The 23,721-nt window shown below is 73.9% G+C and carries 19 protein-coding genes and 1 pseudogene; 8 read left to right on the top strand and 12 right to left on the bottom strand.

What is annotated here, in order from left to right:
• Positions 1-65: 65 nt before the first annotated feature.
• Positions 66-766: pseudogene (locus ACZ6X9_RS01795) on the top strand (hypothetical protein).
• Here the strand turns inward: ACZ6X9_RS01795 and ACZ6X9_RS01790 are convergent.
• The gene (locus ACZ6X9_RS01790) at positions 699-1,271 is read right to left on the bottom strand and encodes a cob(I)yrinic acid a,c-diamide adenosyltransferase (protein ID WP_469775944.1); all 573 of its coding nucleotides are present in this window, start codon (positions 1,269-1,271) and stop codon (positions 699-701) included. The pseudogene ACZ6X9_RS01795 and the gene ACZ6X9_RS01790 overlap by 68 nt on opposite strands.
• A gap of 256 nt (positions 1,272-1,527) precedes the next feature.
• On the opposite strand from ACZ6X9_RS01790, the gene ACZ6X9_RS01785 reads away from it, so the two are divergent.
• The 3 genes from ACZ6X9_RS01785 to ACZ6X9_RS01775 all read left to right on the top strand — a co-directional run bounded on the left by ACZ6X9_RS01785 (position 1,528) and on the right by ACZ6X9_RS01775 (position 5,631).
• Positions 1,528-2,376, top strand: coding sequence for a 3-hydroxyacyl-CoA dehydrogenase family protein (locus tag ACZ6X9_RS01785; RefSeq protein WP_469775943.1), 849 nt, complete (start codon positions 1,528-1,530; stop codon positions 2,374-2,376).
• A 137-nt stretch (positions 2,377-2,513) separates the two neighbouring features.
• Positions 2,514-2,858, top strand: a complete 345-nt coding sequence (locus ACZ6X9_RS01780) for an STAS domain-containing protein (protein ID WP_436783564.1) — start codon at positions 2,514-2,516, stop codon at positions 2,856-2,858.
• A 208-nt stretch (positions 2,859-3,066) separates the two neighbouring features.
• Entirely contained in the window at positions 3,067-5,631 is a 2,565-nt protein-coding gene (locus ACZ6X9_RS01775; RefSeq protein ID WP_469775942.1) for an ATP-binding protein, read from the top strand.
• A 233-nt stretch (positions 5,632-5,864) separates the two neighbouring features.
• Here ACZ6X9_RS01775 and nucS read toward each other — a convergent pair whose 3' ends face one another.
• Positions 5,865-6,527 carry an endonuclease NucS gene (gene nucS / locus ACZ6X9_RS01770; protein WP_469775941.1) on the bottom strand — a complete coding sequence of 221 codons (663 nt, stop codon included), beginning with the start codon at positions 6,525-6,527 and terminating at the stop codon, positions 5,865-5,867.
• Between the two features lie 211 nt (positions 6,528-6,738).
• Here nucS and ACZ6X9_RS01765 point away from each other — a divergent pair, with 211 nt between their 5' ends.
• Positions 6,739-7,131 (top strand): SCO5389 family protein, encoded by a 393-nt coding sequence (locus ACZ6X9_RS01765; protein WP_469775940.1) that lies wholly within the window; start codon positions 6,739-6,741, stop codon positions 7,129-7,131.
• A 389-nt stretch (positions 7,132-7,520) separates the two neighbouring features.
• Here ACZ6X9_RS01765 and ACZ6X9_RS01760 read toward each other — a convergent pair whose 3' ends face one another.
• Entirely contained in the window at positions 7,521-8,546 is a 1,026-nt protein-coding gene (locus ACZ6X9_RS01760) for an LLM class flavin-dependent oxidoreductase (protein ID WP_469775939.1), read from the bottom strand.
• Positions 8,547-8,747: 201 nt separating this feature from the next.
• On the opposite strand from ACZ6X9_RS01760, the gene ACZ6X9_RS01755 reads away from it, so the two are divergent.
• A complete protein-coding gene (locus tag ACZ6X9_RS01755; RefSeq protein WP_469775938.1) occupies positions 8,748-9,086 on the top strand; it encodes an ATP/GTP-binding protein in 339 nt (112 codons plus the stop codon).
• Positions 9,087-9,131: 45 nt separating this feature from the next.
• Here the strand turns inward: ACZ6X9_RS01755 and ACZ6X9_RS01750 are convergent, their stop codons facing one another.
• The 8 genes from ACZ6X9_RS01750 to mce form a co-directional block, all read right to left on the bottom strand.
• Positions 9,132-10,043, bottom strand: coding sequence for an ABC transporter permease (locus tag ACZ6X9_RS01750; RefSeq protein WP_469775937.1), 912 nt, complete (start codon positions 10,041-10,043; stop codon positions 9,132-9,134).
• The gene (locus tag ACZ6X9_RS01745; protein WP_469775936.1) at positions 10,040-11,260 is read right to left on the bottom strand and encodes an ABC transporter ATP-binding protein; all 1,221 of its coding nucleotides are present in this window, start codon (positions 11,258-11,260) and stop codon (positions 10,040-10,042) included. Before ACZ6X9_RS01745 ends, ACZ6X9_RS01750 begins: the two co-directional genes overlap by 4 nt.
• 105 nt (positions 11,261-11,365) lie before the next feature.
• Entirely contained in the window at positions 11,366-12,355 is a 990-nt protein-coding gene (locus ACZ6X9_RS01740; RefSeq protein ID WP_469775935.1) for a hypothetical protein, read from the bottom strand.
• Between the two features lie 4 nt (positions 12,356-12,359).
• Positions 12,360-13,130 carry an ABC transporter permease gene (locus ACZ6X9_RS01735; protein ID WP_469775934.1) on the bottom strand — a complete coding sequence of 257 codons (771 nt, stop codon included), beginning with the start codon at positions 13,128-13,130 and terminating at the stop codon, positions 12,360-12,362.
• A gap of 2 nt (positions 13,131-13,132) precedes the next feature.
• Positions 13,133-14,188: an ATP-binding cassette domain-containing protein gene (locus tag ACZ6X9_RS01730; RefSeq protein WP_469775933.1), complete on the bottom strand. Its 1,056-nt coding sequence runs from the start codon at positions 14,186-14,188 to the stop codon at positions 13,133-13,135.
• Positions 14,189-14,540: 352 nt separating this feature from the next.
• Positions 14,541-15,479 (bottom strand): coiled-coil domain-containing protein, encoded by a 939-nt coding sequence (locus ACZ6X9_RS01725; protein ID WP_004952125.1) that lies wholly within the window; start codon positions 15,477-15,479, stop codon positions 14,541-14,543.
• Positions 15,480-15,603: 124 nt separating this feature from the next.
• Positions 15,604-20,076, bottom strand: a complete 4,473-nt coding sequence (scy, locus tag ACZ6X9_RS01720; RefSeq protein WP_469776615.1) for a polarized growth protein Scy — start codon at positions 20,074-20,076, stop codon at positions 15,604-15,606.
• Positions 20,077-20,246: 170 nt separating this feature from the next.
• Positions 20,247-20,687 carry a methylmalonyl-CoA epimerase gene (mce, locus tag ACZ6X9_RS01715; RefSeq protein WP_469775932.1) on the bottom strand — a complete coding sequence of 147 codons (441 nt, stop codon included), beginning with the start codon at positions 20,685-20,687 and terminating at the stop codon, positions 20,247-20,249.
• Positions 20,688-20,860: 173 nt separating this feature from the next.
• On the opposite strand from mce, the gene ACZ6X9_RS01710 reads away from it, so the two are divergent.
• Positions 20,861-22,036: an acetyl-CoA C-acetyltransferase gene (locus tag ACZ6X9_RS01710; protein WP_469776614.1), complete on the top strand. Its 1,176-nt coding sequence runs from the start codon at positions 20,861-20,863 to the stop codon at positions 22,034-22,036.
• A gap of 37 nt (positions 22,037-22,073) precedes the next feature.
• Entirely contained in the window at positions 22,074-23,042 is a 969-nt protein-coding gene (gene meaB / locus ACZ6X9_RS01705) for a methylmalonyl Co-A mutase-associated GTPase MeaB (RefSeq protein WP_469775931.1), read from the top strand.
• A 114-nt stretch (positions 23,043-23,156) separates the two neighbouring features.
• On the opposite strand, the gene ACZ6X9_RS01700 is transcribed toward meaB, so the two are convergent.
• A complete protein-coding gene (locus ACZ6X9_RS01700; RefSeq protein WP_436780348.1) occupies positions 23,157-23,633 on the bottom strand; it encodes a MarR family winged helix-turn-helix transcriptional regulator in 477 nt (158 codons plus the stop codon).
• Positions 23,634-23,721 lie beyond the last annotated feature (88 nt).

The raw sequence follows: 23,721 nt of genomic DNA, 5'->3' as shown, positions 1-23,721 counted from the left end.
CCGCCCGTGAGGACGAACGGGCGCGCGCCGGCGGCGAGCCTGGAAGGGAGGGAAGGGAGAGCGCAATGGTCGTCACGCTGATCGTCGCCTGCGAGGTGGCCTTCTGGCTGCTGCTGGCCGGCGGGCTGAGCCTGCGCTACCTGCTGCGCATGCCGCGGGCGGGGGCGGCCCGCGGGCGGGGGCGGCGCTGCTGCTCGTGGAGCCGGTGCTGGAGCTGGTCCTGCTGGTCGTGACCGCGATGGACCTCCGCGACGGCGCGACGGCCGACTGGAAGCACGGCCTGGCCGCCGTCTACGTCGGCTTCTCGGTGGGCCTCGGTCACTCCACGCTGAAGTGGGCCGACCAGCGCTTCGCCCACCGGTTCGCGGGCGGACCGCCGCCGGTCAAGCCGCCGAAGCACGGGCGGGCGCGGACGGTCCACGAGTGGAAGACCGCCGGCCGCTGGATCCTCTCCGCGGCGGTCGCCCTGGCGCTGCTCCAGGCGGCCGTCTGGTACGTCGGGAGCTCCGGGGACACGTCGTCGCTGCGGATGTGGCAGACGCGAATGCTGTGGGTGATCGGCATCAATGTGGCCATCGCGGCGAGCTACACCCTGTGGCCGAAACGAGCCTCGACGCCTGAAGATTCGGCCACTGGCGCCTGGGCCTCGGCCCCCGGGGCGCCAGGACCCGGCCGGGCGGGGTGGGCGGACGCGTGCCTCAGCGGTTCTCGCCCGGCACCCACAGGACGTCGCCGACTTCCTTGTTCGCCGTCCGCGCCAGGATGAACAGCAGGTCGGAGAGGCGGTTGAGGTAGGTGGCGGTCAGGGGGTTCATGGTCTCCGCGTGTGTCTCCATGGCCGCCCAGGTCGAGCGCTCCGCGCGGCGTACGACCGTGCACGCCTGGTGCAGCAGGGCCGCGCCCGGGGTGCCGCCCGGCAGGATGAAGCTGCGCAGCTTCTCCAGTTCCTCCAGGAAGCGGTCGCAGTCGGCCTCCAGCCGGTCGACGTACGACTGCTCCACGCGCAGGGGCGGGTACTTCGGGTTCTCCGTGACCGGGGTGGAGAGGTCCGCGCCCACGTCGAAGAGGTCGTTCTGCACCCGGACGAGCACCTGTGCGACGTCCTCGGGCAATCGGCCGAGGGCCAGGGCGACCCCGATCGCCGCGTTCGCCTCGTTGGCGTCCGCGTAGGCGGCGATGCGGGGGTCGGTCTTGGCGGTGCGGCTCATGTCGCCCAGCGCGGTGGTGCCCTTGTCGCCGGTGCGGGTGTAGATGCGCGTCAGATTGACCATGGCCACGAGCCTAGCCGCGGCCCGTCCGGGGGCGGTCGGCGCCGGTGCCGCCAGGGCCGAACGGGTGTGACCCGCGGTACGGGAGTGACTGGATTGAGGCGTGCGCCCGCGCCGCCGCGGTGTCCGGTGTGATGTCCGTCATTTGGGACGTGACGCGCATCTCTCTGCCCCCACCAGCGCGGTGACGGGCGCTAAGGTCCGCAGCGGAGCCGTAAGTGAACCGCCGGTAAGCGCACAGGAATTAAAGGGGACAGTCGTGGCCAAGAAGCTCGCCGTCGTCGGAGCCGGACTGATGGGTTCCGGTATTGCCCAGGTCTCCGCCCAGGCCGGCTGGGAGGTCGTCCTCCGGGACGTCACCGACGCGGCGCTGCGGCGGGGCACCGACGGGATCCGGGCCTCGTACGACAAGTTCGTCTCCAAGGGCAAGCTGACGGCCGAGGCGGCCGACGCGGCGTTCGGGCGGATCACGGCCACCACGGACCTGGACGCGGCGGCCGACGCGGACGTCGTCGTCGAGGCGGTCTTCGAGGACATCGACACCAAGCGCGACATCTTCCGCGCGCTGGACGGGATGGTTCGCGAGGACGCCGTGCTCGCGTCCAACACCTCCGCGATCCCGATCACCAAGATCGCCGCCGCGACCTCCCGCCCGGAGCGCGTCGTGGGCGTCCACTTCTTCTCGCCGGTGCCGCTGATGCAGTTGTGCGAGCTGGTGCGCGGCTACAAGACCAGCGACGAAACGCTCGCCCGCGCCCGGGAGTTCGCCGAGGGCGTCGGCAAGACCTGCATCGTCGTCAACCGTGACGTGGCCGGTTTCGTCACCACCCGCCTGATCACCGCGCTCGTCGGCGAGGCCGTGAAGCTGTACGAGTCCGGGGTGGCCACCGCCGAGGACATCGACACCGCGTGCAAGCTCGGCTTCGGCCACGCGATGGGCCCGCTGGCCACCGCCGACCTCACCGGCGTGGACATCCTCATGCACGCGATGGGGAACATCTACGCCGAGTCCCAGGACGAGAAGTTCGCCCCGCCGGAGATCATGCGCCGGATGGTGGACGCCGGCGACCTCGGCCGCAAGAGCGGTCAGGGCTTTTACCAGCACTGACCCTTCGGGGCCAAGGCCGGTTCACTCTGCCGTGTGAATTGGGTAATGGTTCGCTAACGGACGGCAACCTTGGCGTGTGAGAGGCAGTCAGTTCTTTAGAGCCACACCCACACCACGCAGCACTCAAGGGAGCGCATATGCACATCAGGGGCGACCACGCCGAACTGGTCGTCGGGGGCCGCCTCGACGTCCGCAACGCGGCGGACGCCCGAACGGTCCTGCACTCCGCGCTCGACGCCGGCCGGGGCGACCTCGTCCTGGACCTCACCGAGCTGGACTCCTGGGACGCCACCGGACTCGGCGTCATCATGGGGGCCCACCGCCGGGCCGGGCGCACCGGCCGCCGGCTGGTGCTGCGCGGGGTGCCGGACCGGATGCAGCGCGTGCTGGTGGCCACCCGGCTGCACCGGATCCTCGCCATCGAGGACCCCGAACAGCCGGGCCGCATCACCCCGTTTCCGGCCTGCGAAAGAGCCGGATGAGCCGGGTGTGAGCCAAGTGTCCGGATTACCCGTACGAGGGTGACGCCCGGGGCGCCGTGGGCGCCCCCCGTCGGCGATACTGTCCCCAGGTCTGTTCGGTTTCCCGTCGCTTCGCAGAAGCCCGCGGGGCGCCGGACCGGTGGTCGGAAGAGCGCGGACAGGCCGGGAGGACACGACGGCACGCCACGCGACTGGGGGGCTTTGAACGATGGACCCGACCAACCGGACACCCGACGCGGCGCGCCCGGGTGAGGGCCGCACGGGTGCGGACTCCCCGGCGGAGGACGCGGGCCAGGGCCCGGCGCCGGTCCGGGTCGTCCAGCTCGTCGCCGGGGACTACCTGCTGACCGTCAACCCCGTGGACGGCAGCGAGATAGAGCCCTGCCCGCCCGGCCGGCTGCCCGCGGCCCCCCGCCGGCACGACCCCGAGGCGCGTGCCGACCGCGACCGCGCCGCGCTCCCGCCGCCGCCCGCCGGGGCCGCCCGGTCCGGGGCGCCGCTCATCGGCCGCGGCGAGGTCCGTGAACGACTGGGCCGGCTGCTCTCGCGCGGCCGTTCCGTCCGCCTCACCGGCCCCGCCGGTTCCGGCCGTACCACCCTGCTGGACGTCGTCGCGGCCGACTGCGCCCACCTGGCGCCCGACGGCGTCGTCCGGCTGAACGGCCGGCACCGCACCGCCACCGACCTCCTCCACGAGCTCTTCGCCGCCGTCCACCACGCGCCGCTGCACCGGCCGGACCGGGCCGGACTGCCGGCCGCCGTACGGGAGATCGGCGCGGTCGTCGTCCTGGACGACCTGGAGTTCGGCGGTGCCGCGCTCGACGAACTCCTGGACGCCACCCCGGAGTGCGCCTTCCTCTTCGCCGCCCGGCCCGACGTCCCGGCGCCCTCCGCCGACGCCCACGTCGAGGAGGTCGCCCTCGACGGCCTCGACCGCACGGAGGCCCTGGAGCTGCTGGAGACGGCCGTGGACCGGCCGCTCACCGACGAGGAGGCCGACTGGGCCGCCGACCTGTGGGTCGAATCGGACGGGCTGCCGCTCCGGTTCGTCCAGGCCGGCGCGCTGCTGCGGCGGCTCGACACCGCCGCGTCCGAGGCCGCCGCGGCCGACGACGAGCGGCCGTTCAGCATCCCCGAGGACGCCGGGAGCACCGGCGCCCCGGCCGGCCGGCGCGAGCCGCTGCCCCGCGGGACCGCCCCCGCCGTGGCGCTCGCCGCCCGGCTCGGCGACTCCGCCCGCGAGACCCTGCGGTTCGCCCTCGCCCTGGGCGGCGAGGTCCCGCACCAGGCCCAACTGCCCGCGCTCGTCGGGGACGAGCACGCCGACGCCGCCGTGGGCGAACTGGTCGACGGCGGCCTGATCACCGCGGTCGGCGCGCACTGGCGGGTGGCCGCCGGAGTCGCGGAGCAACTGACCGGCGCGGCAGGCGGTGCCGGCGGGGACTGGTCCGAAGGCGCCGCCGAGCGCGCCCTGGCCGCCGCCCGGCACTACGCCTGGTGGGCCGGGCACCCCTCCGTCACCCCCGAGCGCATCGCCGCCGAGGCGGACGTCGTCCTCGCCGCGCTCGCCGCCCTGGTGGCCTCCGGCGCGCCCGGCCACCCGGCCGCCGCCGTGCTGCTGGCCCGCACGGCCGCGCCGGCGTTCGCGGGCGCCCTGCACTGGAGCGCCTGGGAGCGCGGGCTCCGGCACGGCCAGGAGGCCGCCCGGCTGGCCGGCGAAGTGGGCGAAGAAGCGTATTTCCACCACGAGTTGGGCGTCCTGGCGCTGTGCACCGGCAACCTCGGCCGGGCCCGCGCCGAACTGGAGGCCTCCACCGGACTGCGCGGGGTGCTCGCCGACAAGCGCGGCGCCGTCGCGAGCCGGCGGGCGCTCGCCCTCGTCGCCGACCGGTCTCGCCCGGCACCGGCCCCCACGCCCGCCCCGGTGTTCCCGTCACCGGCGGGATCGCCCGGCGGCGGGGCCGCCGCCCGGCCGTACGCGGCACCCGCCGGCCGGCCGCGCGGTTCCGCGGGCGAGGAGGTCCCGGCGGCCCGCAGCGAGCAGTCCGCCGCGCCACCCGCCGGGCCCGTGCCCTTCACCACCGACCCGGACCGCGTCTCCACCGCGGCCATCAAGCGGGTGCCCGCGCCGCGGGCCGGGGCAAAGGCCGCTGCTCCCTCGGCGTCCGGCAAGCGGGCCGGCGGGCCGCAGGCCTGGGTACAGAAGCTGATGGCCGGCGGCGGACGCCGCAACCTCGCCGCGGCCGGGGCCGGCGTGGTGCTCGCCGCCGTGCTCGGGACCGTCGTCTCGCTCGGTACCTCCGCCGGGAGTGGGGAGCAGGGTGGGGGCGAGCAGGATGCGGTGAAGCCGGATCGGTCTTCTTCGCAGCAGGACGGGGAGCCCGATCTCACCGCTGACCACCCGGCGTCGGGCAGGGGCGGGCCCGCGCCGATGCGTGGCCGGCCCACCGGGGGGCCCGAGCGGCCCGGCACTCCGGGGCCGACGGGTGCGCCGTCGGGGACGCCGTCCGGGAGCTCCTCGCCTTCGCCGTCGGGCTCGGCTTCGCCCGACGACTCGCCGTCGCCGACGCGGACGGGTGGGGGGCGCCCGAGCCCGACGCGTACGTCCGGGGGCGGCGAGCCGACCAAGGAGCCGCAACCGCCGACCACGCCGCCCGAGCCCACGGCTCCGACGAAGACGGATTCGCCGCCGGCGACTCAGCAGCCGCCGACTCCGCCGTCCGGCGGGGGGAATCCGCCGCCCGGATCGGGGACGGTCAAGCCGACCGGCTGACGGGGGTGGGGTGCCCCGGTCCCTCCCCCAGAGGGGGCACCCCCATTCGCCGTTTCCTGGGGGCTCCGCCCCCAGGCCCCCTGATCGCGGCTCCGCCGCTCGTCCTCAATCGCCGGACGGGCTGAATCAGCCCGTCCGGCGATTGAGGACAGCGCCCGTAGGGCGCTTCGGGGGTGCGGGGCGCAGCCCCCGCAAGAAACGGTGAAAGGGCGGGACCGGGGCACCCCCCCCGCTCAGAACAGCCTGAGCTTGTCGTCCTCGATCCCCCGCAGCGCGTCGTAGTCGAGCACGACGCACCCGATCCCCCGGTCCGTGGCAAGCACCCGAGCCTGCGGCTTGATCTCCTGGGCGGCGAAGATGCCGCGCACCGGCGCCAGGTGCGGATCGCGGTTGAGGAGTTCGAGGTAGCGGGTGAGCTGTTCGACGCCGTCGATGTCGCCGCGTCGCTTGAGCTCGACGGCGACGGTCCGGCCGTCGGCGTCGCGGCAGAGGATGTCGACGGGGCCGATGGCCGTCGGGTACTCGCGGCGGATCAGGGTGTAGCCCTCGCCGAGGGTCTCGATGCGGTCCGCGAGGAGCTCCTGAAGGTGCGCTTCCACGCCGTCCTTGATGAGGCCGGGATCGACGCCGAGCTCGTGCGAGGAGTCGTGGAGGACTTCCTCCATGGTGATGATGAGCTTCTCGCCCGCCTTGTTGATCACCGTCCACACGCTGCCGTCGCCCTCCTTGAGGGTGCACGGCGGGGACATCCAGTTGAGGGGCTTGTAGGCACGGTCGTCCGCGTGGATCGAGACACTGCCGTCGGCCTTGACGAGGATGAGACGGGGGGCGGACGGCAGGTGGGCGGTGAGCCGGCCGGCGTAGTCCACGGAGCAACGGGCGATGACGAGACGCATGGTGAGCCACGCTACTCGACTCCCGGCACCGGACGCGATTCGCCCTGGATGGGCCCCTTCGCCGGTGGCCAGTTGTAGGTGCGTTCTCCTGGTGGGGCAGCAGTGGCCGGATTACCGTTGAAGCGGGCGGTCGTCGTACGGGCACGGGGCGTCGTCGTCCGCTCGCCCACCCCCAGGACCCCGCCCGTCGGGGTCCGCGAGAGGAGAACTCATGTCGCTCGACGTCTCACCGGCCCTCCTCGAACAGGCCGAGCGAGGCGAGGTCGACGAAGAGGCATTCGTCGACTGCGTCCGGAACTCCCTGCCCTACGCCTGGGAGATGATCAGCTCGCTGGTGGCCCGGCTCGAGGTCGAAGGCGGCGAGTTCGCCGACAACCGGACGCCGCCGCCGGACGAGCAGGCGCGTGGCCAGTTGCTGCGCGCCCTGGCGAGCGACGCGATCCGCGGAGCGCTGCAGCGGCACTTCGGGGTCCGGCTGGCGTTCCAGAACTGCCACCGGGTCGCCGTCTTCCCCCTCGACCCCTCGGTCGACGAGCGGCTGGCCCGCTTCACCTCCGTCCGGGGGCAGTTGCTCAACCAGTCCCCGGAGTTGCGCGACTGCTGAGCCCGCGCCGACGCCGCTCCGCGCGCGGGGGCGCGGGACGGTCGGGGCGGTGGCCCCCCGGGCTGTGGTGCTCAGGGGCGGTGGCTCCCCGGGGCCTGTGGCCGGGGAGAAGGCAGATGCGGGAGGTGGTGGCGGGGTCTCTGGTGTCACCCGTGTCACGGCTCGCCGGCGTCCGTGGCGCCCCGCGCGGCGCTGCCGGCGCGGTGCGCGCCGGGGGCGGTCCACCGCGGCGCCGGTCCGCGTCCGTGCGCCGCCATGGGAAACGGCCAAAGGCCGGGGGTGCCGGGGTCCGGTGGACCCCGTTCGTCCCCCGTCCGTCCTCCCCGGCGGATTGGGCGGATTCGGCGGCTCGGTGGATCGGCGGGTCGGCGGGTCGGTAGTTCAGCGGGTCAGTGGATCAGCGGCAGGACCTCGGCGCCGAGCCGGCGCAGGTTCTCCTCGGTCGCCGCGAGGTCGCCCGACCCCTCGGCCAGCAGCGCGAACCCGCGGATCCCGGTCCGCTCCGCGGTGGCCGCCAGGCGATCGGCGCAGAGCCGGGGCGGGCCGACCGGATGGAGCGAGCACAGCAGCTCGGTGTACGCGAGCGGGTCCCGCATCCGGCGCTCCCGGCCGTCGACGGTGACATGTGCCCCGAGTCCCTGACGCAGCCAGCCGGGCATCGTCTTCAGCAGGGTCTCCGCCGCTTCCTGGCGGCGGTCCGCCACCTGCACCACGCCCGCCGCCACATGCCCGGCGGACGCCACGTGCTCCGGTGAACTCCCGGATTCCAGCGCACACTTGCGCCACAGGGACACCATCTCGGCCTTTTCCTCGTCGGTGCTGTGCATGCCGAGCAGCATCGGCAGCCCGTGCCGGGCGGCCAGCCGGACCCCGGCGGGCGAGGTGCAGGCGACCAGCACCGGCGGGCCGGGCCGGTCCAGCAGTTCGTCCGGCCGCGGCACCACGGGTACCTCGCGGAAGGAGAATCGTTTGCCCGAGGCGCCGACGCGGGGTTCCCGCAGCCAGCGCATCAGCAGTTCGAGCGATTCCGGAAACGCTTCTTCGTAAGCCTGGAGGCCCGCGTTGAACACTTCCAGGTCCACCCAAGGTCCGCCGCGGCCGACCCCGAGGGTGAACCGGCCGCCCGAGGCGATGTGCAGCAGCGCCGTCTGCTCGCCCAGGGTCACGGGGTGGGTGGTCGGCAGGACGCTCACCGCCGTGCCCACCCGGATCCGCCGGGTACGGCCCAGGAGCAGCCCGGCCAGCGTCACCGCCGACGGGCAGACGCCGTAGGGGACGAAGTGGTGTTCGGCCAGCCAGACCGCGTCGAGACCGGCCTCCTCGGCGACCTCGGCCGTCCGCACCGCCCGGTACAGCGCCTCTCCGTGACCCTGGCCCGGGAACTGGGCGGCCAGGACGAACGCTCCAACGCGCATGTGTGCACCTTCCTGCGCGACCGACCCGACCCCCCGTTGGCAATAACGCCCGACACGTGCCACGAGGTACGGGCGTTCAGGAAGTTTTCATGATGATCGGAGAGGGTGGCCGGGTGGGTGGTCGACTCACCCGGCCGGGGCGGTGACCGTGACGCGTACCCTGGTCACAGCCCGTAGCTCGCCCGACCTTCGAGGTGAACCGTGTCCCCGCGCCGAAACCGCCCCCGAGGCGGCGCCGTCAGTCACACCGCAGAGAACGCCCGGTACGAGGGCGGCGGGGTGCGGTACGGACTGGAGCAGACGGAGAGCTGGCAGGGCGAGGACTGGTCGGTCCGCATGGTCGGCGGGAGCGCGGCGGCCAAGCGTTACCGCTGCCCCGGCTGCGACCAGGAGATCCCGCCCGGGGTGCCGCACCTGGTGGTGTGGCCGCAGTACGGCGCGGGGGTCGAGGACCGGCGCCACTGGCACAAGGCCTGCTGGAACGCGAGGGACCGCCGGAGCGCGCGGCTCCAGCGGTCCCGTAACGCGCCGCGGTACTGAGCGCACCGCGTGGGGGCCGGTCGAAGGCCCCCTCGCCGATCTCCGTCAGGCGTCCCGCTTGTTGATCACCAGGTGGGCGCCGGCCGTGGCGGCGGCGGTCAGCGCGAGCATGATCCACAGCGGGTCCCAGCCGGACGGCCCCGAGTCGACCTCCGCGCCGTAAAGGGTGAACAACTGCATCGGGATCGAGTACTTGGCGAGCACCTCACCGATCTTCTGGACGGAGTCGGCCTGGAGGAAGAGCGACAGCAGCGGCGGCAGCAGCACCAGGCCCAGCATGGTGGTGATCGCTCCGGCGGAGTGCCGCAGCAGGGTGCCGACGGCCAGCGCCAGCAGCCCGGCCAGCGCCACGTAGAGGCTGACCCCGACGGTCGCCTTGAACCACTGGCCGGCGGTCGGGTCGTCGATGACCTGGTCGTCCAGCAGGGCGGCACTGATCATGGCGACGAAGAGCGTCGCGACCAGCGTGGTCACGAAGGCCAGGGAGCCCAGGACGATCGCCTTCGCCGTCAGCACGCGGGAGCGGCTGGGGCAAGCGGTCAGGGTGGTGCGGACCAGCCCGGTCCCGTACTCCGAGGAGATGGTCAGCACGCCCAGGGTGAGCACCGGGATCATGCCGAGCAGCACGCCGACGGCGCCCAGGCCCAGCATGTCCTCACCGTCGGCGGTCTTGTCCGAGGAGGAGGCGACCAGCGACAGCGTCAGACCGAGGCCGACGACGATCACCAGCATGGTGCCGAGCGTCCACATCGTGGACCGCAGGCTGCGGATCTTCGTCCACTCGGCCATGACGGCGTCCCCGAGGTGCGCCGCGCGCACCGGGACCGGGGACACGTACCCGCCGGGGCCGCCCGGGCCCGCCTGACCGGGCCAGTACGGCTGCGCGGGGCCCTGGCCGGGCTGCTGCGGCGCGCCCTGCGGGGGCACGGGGTGCTGAGGGGTCGTCGGGGTGGTCATCGGGCGTCCTCGGTGTCGCGCTTGGTCAGGTCGGCGGGTGCTGAGGGGGCGTCGGACGGCGCGTCGGCCGGCGGGGCGGCGGGCGCGGTGGGGGCCGGGGCGGCCTGCGGGGGCGCCGCGGGCTGCCGGGGGAGGGCGGGCTGCTGCGGGGCGGCGGGCTGCTGGGCGTAGGGGTTGGGCTGCTCACCCGGCAGCACCGGGTAGCCGGCCGGTCCGTTCCACCCCTGCGGCACCGGTGCCGGGCCGCCGGGCATCGCGTGCCCGGGGACGGCCGGCGGCTGGAAGCCGGCCCGGGGGTCGTGGGTCGACCGGTAGTCGACGGCCCCCTGCGTCATCCGCATGTACGCCTCCTCCAGGGACGCCTGGTGCGGGGAGAGCTCCCAGAGGCGGACGTCGTGGTCGTGGGCGACGTCGCTGATCCGGGGCAGCTCCAGGCCGGTGACGCGCAGGGCGCCGTCGGGCTCGGGCAGCACCTGGCCGCCCGCCTCGACCAGCGCGGCGATCAGCTTCTCGCGCCCCTCCGGCTCGGTGTCGGGGGTACGGACGCGGGCGAAACCGGCCGAGTTGGCGGCGATGAAGTCCTGGACGCTCATGTCGGCGAGCAACTGCCCGCGGCCGATGACGATCAGGTGGTCGGCGGTCAGCGCCATCTCGCTCATCAGGTGCGAGGAGACGAACACCGTCCGGCCCTCGGCGGCCAGCCGCTTCATCAGGTTGCGGACCCAGAGGATGCCCTCGGGGTCGAGACCGTTGACGGGCTCGTCGAACAGCAGCACCTGCGGGTCGCCGAGCAGCGCCGCGGCGATGCCGAGCCGCTGGCCCATGCCGAGCGAGAAGCCGCGGGAGCGCTGCTTGGCCACGTTGTGCAGACCCACCACGCCCAGCACCTCGTCCACCCGGGAGCGCGGGATGCCGGCGAGCTGGGCGAGGGACAGCAGGTGGTTGTAGGCGCTGCGCCCGCCGTGCACGGCCTTGGCGTCGATCAGCGCGCCGACCTGGCGAGCGGCGTTGGGCAGTTCCCGGTAGGGGCGGCCACCGATGGTGACCCGGCCAGCGGTCGGTGCGTCCAGGCCCAGGATCATGCGCATGGTCGTGGACTTGCCGGAACCGTTGGGGCCCAGGAAGCCGGTGACGGCACCCGGCCTCACCCGGAAGTTCAGGTTGTGCACGGCCGTCTTGGCGCCGTAGCGCTTCGTCAGGCCGACTGCCTCGATCATTCTCCGCCCCTCGCGAGATGGTCGGGGCGTGTGCCCCCGTTCGGGTTAGGAGGATAACGAGAGGCTGACGGTTCCACGGAATGCCGGGGGAGGGGGCGGACGGGGTCAAGGGGACAGGTCGGCGTGGCGGAGGTCGGCCGTTCCGGAACGTGACGGAAGGTCGCCTTCCGGGTGGATCCAGCCCTCCTCCCGGAAGATCCGGGCGCCCTCCGCCCGTACCGTCTCCTCGGCGCGGGCCCGCTCGGTCCAGGCGTGCGGGTCGGGCCCGAGCAGGGTCCGCAGCCGCTTCGAGGAACGCAGCAGGGCGGCGAGCAGCGCGCCCTGGTCCTCCCCGCCGGGGCGCGGCCGGCCGGTGGCCGGGTCGGCCAGCACCCCATGCCGGGAGACATAGAGGTAGGCGCCGCCCAGATGGTCGCCGGAGGGCAGGGTCATCGGGAACGCCGTGCCGCGCAGCAGCACCCGCCGGTAATGCAGCTCGGAGGCGTCCACGGCGGCCAACTGGGCCGGGTCCAGCCAGCTCACCACCAGCCGCCGCTCGGCCGCCGGGTCCGCGTACGGCGCGGCGGCCACGTACCCGGCCCGCCCGATGTGGGCGGAGCAGCCCACCCCGATGCCGCGGACGGTCACCGGGACCATGGGCACCGCGGCCGGCAGCCGGTGCGCGGCCAGCTTGTGGCCCATCTGGGCGGGGGAGGCGTTGGAGCCCACGGCGAGGACGGGGTGGCGGTGGCCGGTGACGAGCCGTCCCAGGACGGTCAGCACGGCGTCCAGCGCGGGACCGGTGCCGTCGGGCGGCGGGGCGGCAGCAGCAGGAGCGGGGCCGGTGCCGTCGGGGCGGCCGGGCACCGAGGGCGTACCGGACGGGGGCCCGGACGGGGACGGCGTATCGGGGGCGGCGGACGCCCCCGTCCCGTCCGGGACCGGCGCGCCGACGACCGGCCACGCCCCGAGCGGCCGTCCCGGGACGGCGCGCAGCGGGAGCAGCTCCGTCTCCAGCAGCAGGCACGGCTCCGGGGCCGGGCGGCCCGGGTACTCCAGGGGACGCCGGAACGGGACGGCGTCCAGTCCGAGGTCGCGCAGGGTCCGGCGCGTCACCGTGCTACGCGTCGCGCTTCTTCAGCACCACGTACCCGCCCACCAGCGCGGCGGCCACCCACAGCACCATGATGGCGAAGCCTCCCCAGGGCCCGTACGGGGCGTCGTCGTCCACCAGGACCACCTGCATGACCTTCTGCCCCGCCTTGTCCGGCAGGTACTCGCCGACCTTCTTCGTCGCCGAGACGTTCGCCAGGATGCTGGAGATCAGGAAGAAGAACGGCATCAGGACGCCGAGCGAGAGCATGGGGCTGCGCAGCATCGCCGCCACCCCCATCGAGAACACCGTGATCAGCGTCATGTACAGCCCGCCGCCGACCACCGCGCGCAGCACTCCCGGGTCGCCGAGGTGCGCGCCGCGGTCGCCGAGCATCGCCTGTCCGACGAAAAACGTCAGGAAACTCGTGATCATGCCCACGACCAGTGCGAGTGCGGTCGCAATTGCGATCTTGCCGAACAGGAAGAGACCGCGACGCGGAACGGCCGCCAATGATGTGCGGATCATTCCGGTGCTGTATTCGTTGGCGACCACCAATACCCCGAAAACGATCAATGCGAGCTGGCCGAGTCCCATCCCCGCGAAACTGATGAATGTCGGGTCGAACGTGAACCGGTCGCGCGGCGAGAGATTCTCGTAGTCGTTCTTCGCGAGTGCGCTGATCAGCGCGCCGAGTGCGACGGTGACCACCACTCCGGTGCCCAGCGTCCACACCGTGGAGCGCACGGATTTGATCTTCGTCCATTCCGATCGCAGAACCTGTGCCGTCACCGCCATGATCAGGATTCCTTCCCGCGCCGCTCCTCGCGCCAGTCCGCTCCCCATGACGAGCGACCCGGCCCCGGCCCGCCCGACCCCGGCTCACCCGGGCCCGGCCCGGCCGGTGCCGCCCCACCCGCCGTCGGCCCGGCCTCCGGCTCCGCGCCGCGTCCGGCCCGCGCGTGGTACTCCACGGACTCGGCCGTCAGCCGCATGAACGCCTCCTCCAGCGAGGCCCGCTGCGGACTGAGCTCGTGCAGCGTGATCCCGTGCCGCGCCGCCAGTTCGCCCAGGCGGGCCGCGTCCTCGCCGGTGACGTCCAGGCCGCCCTCCGGCCCCGGCGCGGCCGTGATCCCGGCGTCCGCGAGCACGTCCCGCAGGCGCTCCTGCTCCGGCGAGCGCATCCGCACGTACGAACGGGAGTTCTGCGCGATGAAGTCGGCCATGGAGGTGTCGGCGAGCAGCTTGCCCTGGCCGATGACGATCAGGTGGTCGGCGGTCAGCGCCATCTCGCTCATCAGGTGCGAGGAGACGAAGACCGTCCGGCCCTGCGCCGCCAGCCCCTTCATCAGCGTCCGGATCCAGTGGATCCCCTCCGGGTCGAGGCCGTTGACCGGTTCGTCGAACATGAGGATGCGCGGGTCGCCGAGGAGCGCCGCCGCGATGCCCAGCCGCTGGCCCATGCCGAGCGAGAACCCCTTGGCCCGCTTCCGCGCCACCGAGGTCAGCCCCACCGTGTCCAGCACCTCGCGCACCCGTGCGGGCGGGATGCCGTTGCTCTGCGCCAGGCACAGCAGGTGGTGGTAGGCGCTGCGACCGCCGTGGATCGCCTTGGCGTCCAGCAGGGCGCCCACCGTCCGCAGGGGGTCGCGCAGTTCGCGGTAGTGCCGGCCGTCGATGCGGACCGTGCCGTCGGTGGGGTTGTCGAGGTCGAGCATCATGCGCATCGTGGTCGACTTGCCCGCGCCGTTGGGACCGAGGAAGCCGGTGACGATGCCGGGGCGCACGGTGCAGGTGAGGTGATCGACGGCGAGTTTGTCGCCGTATCGCTTGGTCAGACCCTCCAGCTCGATCATTCATTCACGGTACGGGCGTGCCAGGGACCTCGCCACCGGAAGGACGCCGTTCGCGAGGGCAAGGGCGCGCGGGACACGTCAGCGCGCCGTAAGCCGCCGCCGGATCCTCGGACGGCCACGACGCGCTGAGCGCGGGATCCCCCGAACGAATGTGGTGCTGGGTACTGCTGTTGCTGCTGTGGTGAGTTGCTGCTGTGGTGCTGTGGTGCTGTGGTGCTGTGGTGCTGTGGTGCTGTGTGGTGCCGCTCTGTACTGTCCGTGCCGCCGCTGCGCGAACCCGCCGTACCGCTGCCCTCGTACGGATTCCTCGCGGCTCCGCGGTCGCCGCGCGCCGCCGGTGAACCGCCGCGGTTCAGCGGCTCTGCTGGGCCGGGACGCCGCGCGAGATCGGCTCGTCGTCACCGGGCACACCGGCCGCGGCCACCGCGGCGCCGGTCAGCGTGGCGAGCATCTCGCGGACGTTGGTGAGCTGGGCGTTGATGCTGTCGCGACGGTTGGTCAGCGCCGCCAGCTCGCGCTCGGACTCGCTGCGGATGCGGTCCGCCTTGGCGTTGGCGTCGGCCACGATGTCCTCGGCCTGGCGCTGCGCGGTCTCCACCGTCTGACGGGCCCGGCGCTCCGCGTCCGTCCGCAGCTTCTCGGCCTCCAGCCGCAACTGCTCCGCGCGGTGCTCGATCTCCGCCAGCCGCTTCTCCGCCTTCGCCTGCCGGGAGGCGAGGTCCCGCTCGGACTGCTCGCGGCGCTTGGCCAGGTTGGTCTCGAAGTCGGCCGCCGCCTGGGCCGCCTTGGCGCGCGTCTCCTCGAAGAGGGCATCAGCCTCCTCGCGCTTGGACTGCGCGTCCTTCTGCGCCTCGGCCCGCAGCGTCGCCGCGTCCCCCTTGGCCTTCTCGACGATCCGGGCGCCCTCGTCCTCCGCCTTCGCCTTGCGGTCGGCGGCGAACGCCTCGGCGTCGTTGCGCACTTGCTGCGCCGCCGACTCCGCCAGCTCACGGTGCTGCTCCGCCGCCCGACGGGCCTCCTCACGCAGGTCCTTGGCCTCCTCCTCGGCCAGCCGGAGGATCTTCTCGACCCGCGCCCCGAGCCCCGCGTACGACGGTTCCGCGTCATTGATCTGGGCCTGAGCGTTCTGCGTTTCGAGGTGCAGCTCCTCGATGCGCTTTTCCAGAGAGGTGATCCGGGCCAGTGCGCTGTCACGGTCGGCGACGAGCTTGGTAATGCGGTCGTCCACCTGGCCGCGGTCGTATCCACGCCGCACGAGCTCGAAGCCGAAGGGGGAGGAAGTGTCGCTCATGGGGTTCCTGTCGAAAGAGACCGGTGAGGTGATAAGGGAATCCTAGGGCGGTGAGCGGCGTCGCATGGAGCAGATCCTCGTACTCGGTTGGCGGATTGGGGAATTGTCCCCTCGAATGAGTGGCTTACTTCTGCGACTGCTTGCCACCCGAACGAGTAGCGCCGGCTCCCGCCGTCGCCTTCACCCCGCCCTCCTTGGAGCCGCTTGCCCCAGGGGACTCAAATGATTCCAACGCCTCCAACACGTCCTGGACACGGGAAATCTCCGCGTTGATGTCCTCGCGGCGCCGAACCAGCGCCTCCAACTCGGTCCGGCCGCCCTCGACCAGACGCCGCGCCTCCTCCTCGGCCTCGGTGCGCAGGCGCTCCGCCTCGCGTACGGCCTCGCCGCGCAGCCGCTCGGCGTCGCGCACGGCGGCGGCCTTCTTCTGCTCGGCCTCCTTCAGCAGGCCCTCCGCCTTCTTGACGGCGGCGACCCGGACCTTGTTCGCCTCGCCGCCGGCGTCGGACACCAACTGCTTCGCCTTCGCCTCGGCCTCCGCCAACTGCTCGGTGGCGGCGGCGACGAGCTTGTCGCACCGCTCGCCGGCCGACTGCATGGCCTCCGCGGCCTCCCGCCGCGCCCGGTCGTGCAGCTCCTCGACCTCGGCCTCGATCCGCGCCCGCAGCTCCTCGGCGCGGTCCCTTATGGCGGTCGCGTCCCCACGGGCCTCGGACAACAGGGTGTCCGCGTCCGTACGGGCCCGCTCCACCAGCGCGTTGCCCTCGCCGGTGGCCTCGGCGACGATCCGCTCGGCCTCCCGGCGGGCGACGCCGACCATGGTGTCCGCCTGCTCCTCGGCCGCGGCGGCGGTCTTCACCGCCTCCTCCTGAGCCTTGGCGATCAGCGCGTCCGCCTGCTCGGCCGCCTCGGTACGCCGCTGTGCCGCCGCGTCCCGCGCCTCGTCGACCGTCCGCTCGGCCTCCTCGCGCGCCTCCGCGCGCAGCCGCTCGGCCTCCAGCACCGCGTCGGCCTTGAGCTTGGCCGAGTCCGCGCGCGTGCTGTTGGCGTTCTCCTGCGCCGCGGCCAGCGCCGCCCGCGCCTCGGCGGCCATCCGCTCGGCCTCGGCCGTCGCCTCGGCGACCAGCTCGTCGGCCTGGCGTGCCGCCTCCGCACGGCGCCTGTCGGCGGCCTCCCGCGCCTCGTCCGCCGTCTCGGCGGCCTCCTGACGCGCCTGCTCCAGCGCCGCCGCCGCGTCGGCCCGCACCCGCTCGGCCTCGGCCTTGGCGTCCGCCAGCGTCCGCTCGGCCTCCGCCGCGGTCTCCGCGCGGTGCGCCTCCGCCGCCGCGCGGGCCTCCTCGACCGTACGCGCGGCCTCGGCGGCCATCCGCTCGGCCTCGCTCGTCGCCTCGGCGACCAGCTCGTCCGCCTGACGGCCGGCCTCCGCGCGGCGCTTGTCGGCCGCCGCACGGGCCTCGTCCAGGATGCGGTCGGCGTCCTCCTGCGCCGAAGAGGTCAGCTCCGCCGCCTCGTTGACGATCCGTTCGGCCTCCGCACGGCCGTCCGCCCGCATCTTGTTCGCGTCCTCGCGGGCCTCGGCCCGGGCACGCGCCGCGTCCTGCTCGGCCGACGCCAGCGCGTCCGACGCGTCCGTGCGCATCTGCTGCGCCTTCGCCGACGCGTCCGAGACCAGCCGCTCGGCCTCGGCCGTCGCCTTGGCGACCAGCTCGTCGGCCTGCTGCGCTGCCTCGACGCGGTGGGCGTCGGCCGCGTCGCGCGCCTCGTCCATGACCCGCCGGGCCTCGGCGCGCAGCGCCTCGGCGTCGGACGCCGCCTGGGCGCGCTCCGCCTCGGCGGCCTCCTCGGCCTCGTCCAGCACCCGGCCGGCGTCCGCGCGCAGCCGCTCGGCCTCGCTCGTCGCCTCGGCGATCAGGGCGTCCGCCTGCTCGGCGGCGTCCGAACGGCGCTTGTTGGCCGCCTCGCGGGCCTCCTCCAGCACACCGGCGGCCTCGGCCCGGACCCGCTCGCCCTCGGCGATGGCCTCCTCGACCGTGCGCTCGGCCAGCTCGCGGGCCGCCTCCGAGGCCGACTGGGCCTCGGAGCGGATCCGCACCGCGTCCTCCCGGGCGCTCTCGCGCTCGGCGTACGCCTCGGAGCGGACCCGGTCCGCCTCCTGCTGTGCCTCGGTGACCGTCCGCTCGGCACTGTGCTCGGCGGCCGAGCGCAGCCCGGCGATCTCCTCCTCGGCCTGCTCGTGCAGGCCCGCGACGGACTCCCGGACCTGCTGGGCCGTCTGCTCCGCCGCGGACACCAGCTCCGTCGCGCGCGCCTCGGCCTCCTCGACCAGGCGCCGGGCCTCCTCCTGCGCCTCCGCGACCCGCTTGCGCGCCGACGCCAGCAGCTCCTCGCTCTGCTCGTGCGCCGCCTCGCGCTCCGCCTGCGCCTCCGTACGGGCGTCGCCGAGCGTCTCCTCCGCCTCGCGGCGGCGCCGGGCGGCCTCCTCCTGCGCGGCGGCCAGCTCCTCGGCGGCCTCCGCCGCCGTCCGCTCCGCCGCGGCGTTGGCCTCGGCCCGGATCCGGTCGGCGGCCTCCTGCGCCTCCGACCGCAGCCGCTCGGCCTCCTCGGCCGCCTCGGCGCGCAGCCGCGACGCCGTCTCCTGGCCCTCGGCACGGGCCGCGGCGGCCTCCTCGGCGGCCTCCGCGCGCTGCCGCTCGGCGTCCTCCTCGGCCTGCGCCCGCAGCGCCCGGGCCCGCTCCGCGGCCTCGGTCCGCTGCCGCTCGGACTCCTCGGCGGCCTCCTTGCGCAGCCGCTCGGCCTCCGTACGGGCCTCGCGCAGCGCCTCCTCGGCGGCCTCGACCCGCTCCTCGGCCTCGGTCCGCAGCCGGGTCAGCTCCTCGGCGGCGTCCTCGCGCAGCGCCTCGGCTGCCTTCTCGGCCTCCGCGCGCAGCTTCTCCGCCGCCTCGGCGGCCTCCGTGCGGGTGCGCTCGGCGTGGTCCTCGGCCTCCTCGGCCATCTCCTCGGCCTCGGCCCTGGCCCGCTCCAGCGCCTCCTCGGCCTGCTTGCGCAGCCCGGCGGCGCGCTCGGCGGCCTCGGCCCGGACCCGCTCGCCCTCGGCGGTGGCCGCCGACCGCGTCTCGGCCGCGTCGGACTTCGCCTTGGCCAGTAGCTCCTCGGCGGTCTTCGCCGCCTCCTCGATCTGCTGGAGCGCCTCGCGGCGCGCCTCGGCGCGCACCTTCTCGGCCTCGGCGACGGCGTCGGCACGCAACTGCTCGGCCTCGCCGCGCAGCCGCCGCGCCTCCTCCTGGAGCTCGACGGTCTTGGCCCGGTACTCCTTGGTGTCGTCCTTCGCGGCGCCCTTGAGCTGCTCGGCCGACTCCTCGGCCTGCTTGCGCAGCCGCTCCGCCTCGGCCTCCGCCTCCTTGCGGATGCGCTCGGCCTCGGCGGCGGCCGCCTTGGTGGCGGCCCGCGCGTCCTCGGACGCCTTGGACAGCATCTCCTCGGCCGTCCGCGCGGCCTTCGCCAACTGGGCCGCCGAGTCCTCGGCGGCGGCGCTGCGCGCCTTCTCCGCCGTCTCGGCCAGCAGCCGCTCGGCCTCCGCCGCCGCGTCGTCCCGCAACTGCCGGGCCTCGGCCCGCAGTGCCTCGGCCTCCTTGGTGGCCTCGCCGACCAGCCGGGTGATCTCGGCACGGGCGGCCCGGGTGCGCTGCTCGTTGTCCGTCTCGGCCTCGGAGAGCCGCGCCGCGGCGGCCTGCGCGGCCTCGGCGACGACCTTGTCGGCCTCGGCGCGCGCCTCGCGCAGCGCCGTCTCGGCCTCCCGCATCCGCGCCTCGGCGGCCCGGGTCAGCTCGGTGGCGGCCGTCCTGGCCTGCTCGGCCTCGCCGCCGGCCTCCGTGCGCAGCCGCTCGGCGTGGTCGGTGGCCTCCTGGGCCTGCTGGGAGGCGGCGGTCAGCAGCCGCTCGGCGTCGGTGCGCGCCCGGCGCAGGATCGCTTCGGCTTCGGCGCGGGCCTCCTCGGCGGCGGCGCCGAGCCGGGTGCGCGCCTGTTCGGTGAGGCGCGCGGCCTCGGCGCGGGCGGCGCTCAGCGCCTGCTCGGCCTCGGCGCGGGACTCCTCCATGAGCCGGCGGGCCTGCGACTCCGTGCGGGCGCGCAACTGCTCGGCCCAGGCGACGTTCTCGTTGACGTGCGACTCGACGGTCGACCGGCGCTCGTTGAGCTCCTCGTCCAGCCGCTGCCGGCGGGCCACCGCCTCGGCGTGCAGCTCGGCCTCCATACGGGCCTGCCGCTCGGCGTGCTCCTGGAGCAGCCGCTGCGTCTGGGCGCGCGCCTCGCGGAGCTCGCGCTCGGCGTCCGCGCGCAACTGGTCGGCCTGGATCTGCGCGTTGCGCAGAAGCTGCTCGGCCTGGTAATCGAGTCCGGCCGCGTCATAGGCGGGACGGTGGGCGAGGGTGCGGCGCGCCTCGTGCAGCTTGGCGCGCAACACCTCGACCTGGTAGCCGAGGTCGTCGGCGTGCTGGACCGCCTTCTCCCGCTCCTTCTTCAGCCGCTCCATCTCGGCCTCGAATTGCGAGAGGTGGTCGGTTTCAGCCCGCTGGCTGTCCTGGCGCTCGTAGCCCCGCACTGCGCGGTCCATCCGTCCCCTGGTCGCGTCGGTGGCCGGCCCCGTGCGTGGTGGTGGAACCCGGAGCCCGCCCTTCCGAAGAAATGGTGTCAGATCATCGGCACAGCCTGGGCCGGGCCCCACCCGTACCCCGGCCGAACCTGCACTCTACCGGCCGGGGCAGGTGTGGGTCAGTGCTCCTCGGCCGGGCGGGGCGCCGAGGTGACCAGTTCCGTCAGCACGCCGTGGCAGTCCTTGGGGTGCAGGAAGGTGATGCGCGAGCCCATGGAACCGGTGCGCGGGGTGTCGTAGAGGACGCGGACGCCCTTGTCCCGCACGGCGTCCGCGTCGGCGTCCACGTCGGCCGTGCCGAACGCGATGTGGTGCACGCCCTCGCCGTTCTTCGCCAGCCACTTGCCCACCGCGGAATCCTCCCGGGTGGGCTCCAGGAGCTGGAGATAGGAGGCGCCGCCGTCCGACGTCTCATTGATCTTCAGCATGGCCTCGCGTACCCCCTGTTCCTCGTTGACCTCCGTGTGGAACACCTCGAAGCCGTACGTGGCACGGTAGAAGTCGACGGTGGTGTCGAGGTCGAAGCAGGCGATCCCGATGTGGTCGATGCGCGTCAGCATGGGTCCAGTGCACCGCCGCGCGGAGCGGTTACGCAACGTGCGCGCGATCACACCCGCCGCCCGATGACCGACCGGTGTACCGCTCAGTACATTGACGAGAACCACCGTTAACCGCCTCCGCCGAAGGAGCACCGTCCATGTCTGGTACGAACGGTTCGACCGCCCCCACCTCCGTGATCGTCGCCGGGGCCCGGACGCCCATGGGCCGGCTGCTCGGGTCCCTCCGCTCCTTCTCCGCGGCCGAACTGGGCGGTTTCGCCATCAAGGCCGCGCTGGACCGGGCCGGCATCGGCGGTGACCAGGTGCAGTACGTGATCATGGGTCAGGTGCTCCAGGCCGGCGCCGGGCAGATCCCCGCCCGCCAGGCGGCCGTCAAGGGCGGCATCCCCATGAACGTTCCCGCCCTCACCGTCAACAAGGTGTGCCTCTCCGGCCTGGACGCCATCGCGCTGGCCGACCAGCTCATCCGCGCGGGTGAGTTCGACATCGTGGTCGCGGGCGGCCAGGAGTCGATGACCAACGCCCCGCACCTGCTGCCGAAGTCGCGCGAGGGCTACAAGTACGGCGCGATCGAGATGCTCGACTCCATGGCGCACGACGGGCTCACCGACCCCTTCGAGTCCATCGCCATGGGCGAGTCGACGGAGAAGCACAACACCCGGCTGGGCATCGGCCGCGCGGCGCAGGACGAGGTCGGCGCGCGCTCGCACCAGCGGGCCGCCGCCGCGCAGAAGAACGGCCTGTTCGACGCCGAGATCACCCCGGTCGCGGTGCCGCAGCGCAAGGGCGAGCCGGTGGTCTTCAGCAAGGACGAGGGCATCCGCGGGGACACCACCGCCGAGGTGCTCGGCAAGCTGAAGCCCTCGTTCAGCAAGGACGGCACCATCACCGCGGGCACCTCCTCGCAGATCTCCGACGGCGCCGCGGCCGTGGTCGTGATGAGCAAGGCCAAGGCCGAGGAGCTGGGCCTGGAGTGGATCGCCGAGATCGGCGCCCACGGCAACGTGGCCGGCCCCGACAACTCGCTGCACTCCCAGCCGTCCAACGCGATCCGGCACGCCCTCGCCAAGGAGGGGCTGACCGTCGACGATCTGGACCTGATCGAGATCAATGAGGCTTTCGCGGCGGTTGTGGTGCAGTCAACCAAGGATCTGGGGGTATCGCCGGAAAAGGTGAACGTCAACGGTGGTGCCATCGCCCTGGGCCACCCCATCGGCATGTCGGGCGCCCGGACCGTGCTCCACCTCGCCCTGGAGCTGCGGCGGCGCGGCGGCGGGGTCGGCGCGGCGGCGCTGTGCGGCGGCGGCGGCCAGGGTGACGCCCTGATCGTCCGCGTCCCCGGCAAGTGACGGCCCGACCCGGCGGACCACGGCGGAAGGAGCGGCGATGGCCGACGTGACCGCGCTGGTCGAGCAGGCCCGGGCCGGCGGTCCGCGCGCCGTCGCCCGGCTGATCTCGCTGGTGGAGGGGGCGTCCCCGCAGTTGCGCGAGGTGATGGCGGCGCTGGCGCCGCTGGCCGGCGGGGCCTATGTGGTCGGCCTCACCGGCTCGCCCGGGGTCGGCAAGTCGACGTCCACCTCGGCCCTGGTCGCCGCCTACCGGCGGCGGGGCAAGCGGGTGGGGGTGCTGGCCGTCGACCCGTCCTCGCCGTTCTCCGGGGGCGCTCTGCTGGGCGACCGGGTGCGGATGTCGGAGCACGCCTCCGACCCGGGCGTCTACATCCGCTCGATGGCCACCCGCGGGCACCTGGGCGGCCTGTCCTGGGCCGCGCCGCAGGCGATCCGGGTCCTGGACGCGGCCGGCTGCGACGTGGTGCTGGTGGAGACGGTGGGCGTGGGCCAGTCCGAGGTGGACATCGCCTCGGAGGCCGATACGACGGTGGTGCTGCTGGCCCCGGGCATGGGCGACGGGATCCAGGCGGCGAAGGCCGGGATCCTGGAGATCGGCGACGTCTACGTGGTCAACAAGGCGGACCGGGACGGCGCGGACGCGACGGCCCGCGAGCTCAACCACATGCTGGGCCTGGGCGAGGCCCGCGAGCCCGGCGACTGGCGGCCGCCGATCGTCAAGACGGTGGCGGCCCGCGGCGAGGGCACCGACGAGGTGGTCGAGGCGCTGGAGAAGCACCGGGCCTGGATGGAGGAGAACGGCGTCCTCGCGGAACGGCGCGCCGCCCGGGTGGCGCACGAGATCGAGCGGATCGCCCTCACGGCGCTGCGCTCGCGCATCGGCGACCTGCGCGGCGGCCGGGACGTGGGCGTCCTGGCGGCACGGGTGCTGGACGGGTCGCTGGACCCGTACGCGGCGGCGGACGAGCTGGTGGCGGGGCTGACGGCGGGAACGGCGGGGGTCTGAGCCTCCGTTCCTCCAGGGCCGGCCCGGCCGTTCGTGCCCGAGACTCCTCGGACGCGAACGGCCGGGCCGGTGCCGTCCCACGGAGGTGGCGGCCGTGGGCCCCCGGCCTGTGGATCAGCCCTTGCCCCGCGCGGCCCGCAGGTGGTCGGCCACCGGGGTCAGCGAGGTGTGCAGCGCCTTGAGCTCGCCGGGGCCCAGCAGGTCGATGAAGTGCTGCCGGACGGACGCCACATGGTGGGGGGCCACCTTCCGCATGGTCTCCCAGCCCTGTTCGGTGAGGACGGCGAACAGCCCCCGCCGGTCGGACTCGCAGTTCTCCCGGCGGACCAGACCCGCGTTCTCCATCCGCGTGATCTGGTGCGAGAGGCGGCTCTTCGACTGGAGGGTCGCGGCGGCGAGATCGCTCATCCGCATCCGGTGGTCCTTCGACTCGGAGAGGTTGACCAGGATCTCGTAGTCGTTGTTGGTCAGTCCGAACGGCTGGAGGTCCCGTTCGAGCTGGTGCATCAACAGTCTGCTGACGTCCAGATGGGTACGCCAGGTGCGCTGTTCCTCATCGCTGAGCCAACGTGTGCCGTTCTCGGTGTCCATGGTGAGATTCTACCTAAGAAAGTTGAAAAGCGAACCAATTGGAATGTGGGGCCGGAACGGGAGGTCAGGCGTTCGACGTCACACTCCG

Source organism: Streptomyces sp. NPDC052910, from assembly GCF_055585605.1.
The sequence above is the reverse complement of the archived record's forward strand: the minus strand, read 5'-3'. Positions and strand labels throughout refer to the sequence as shown.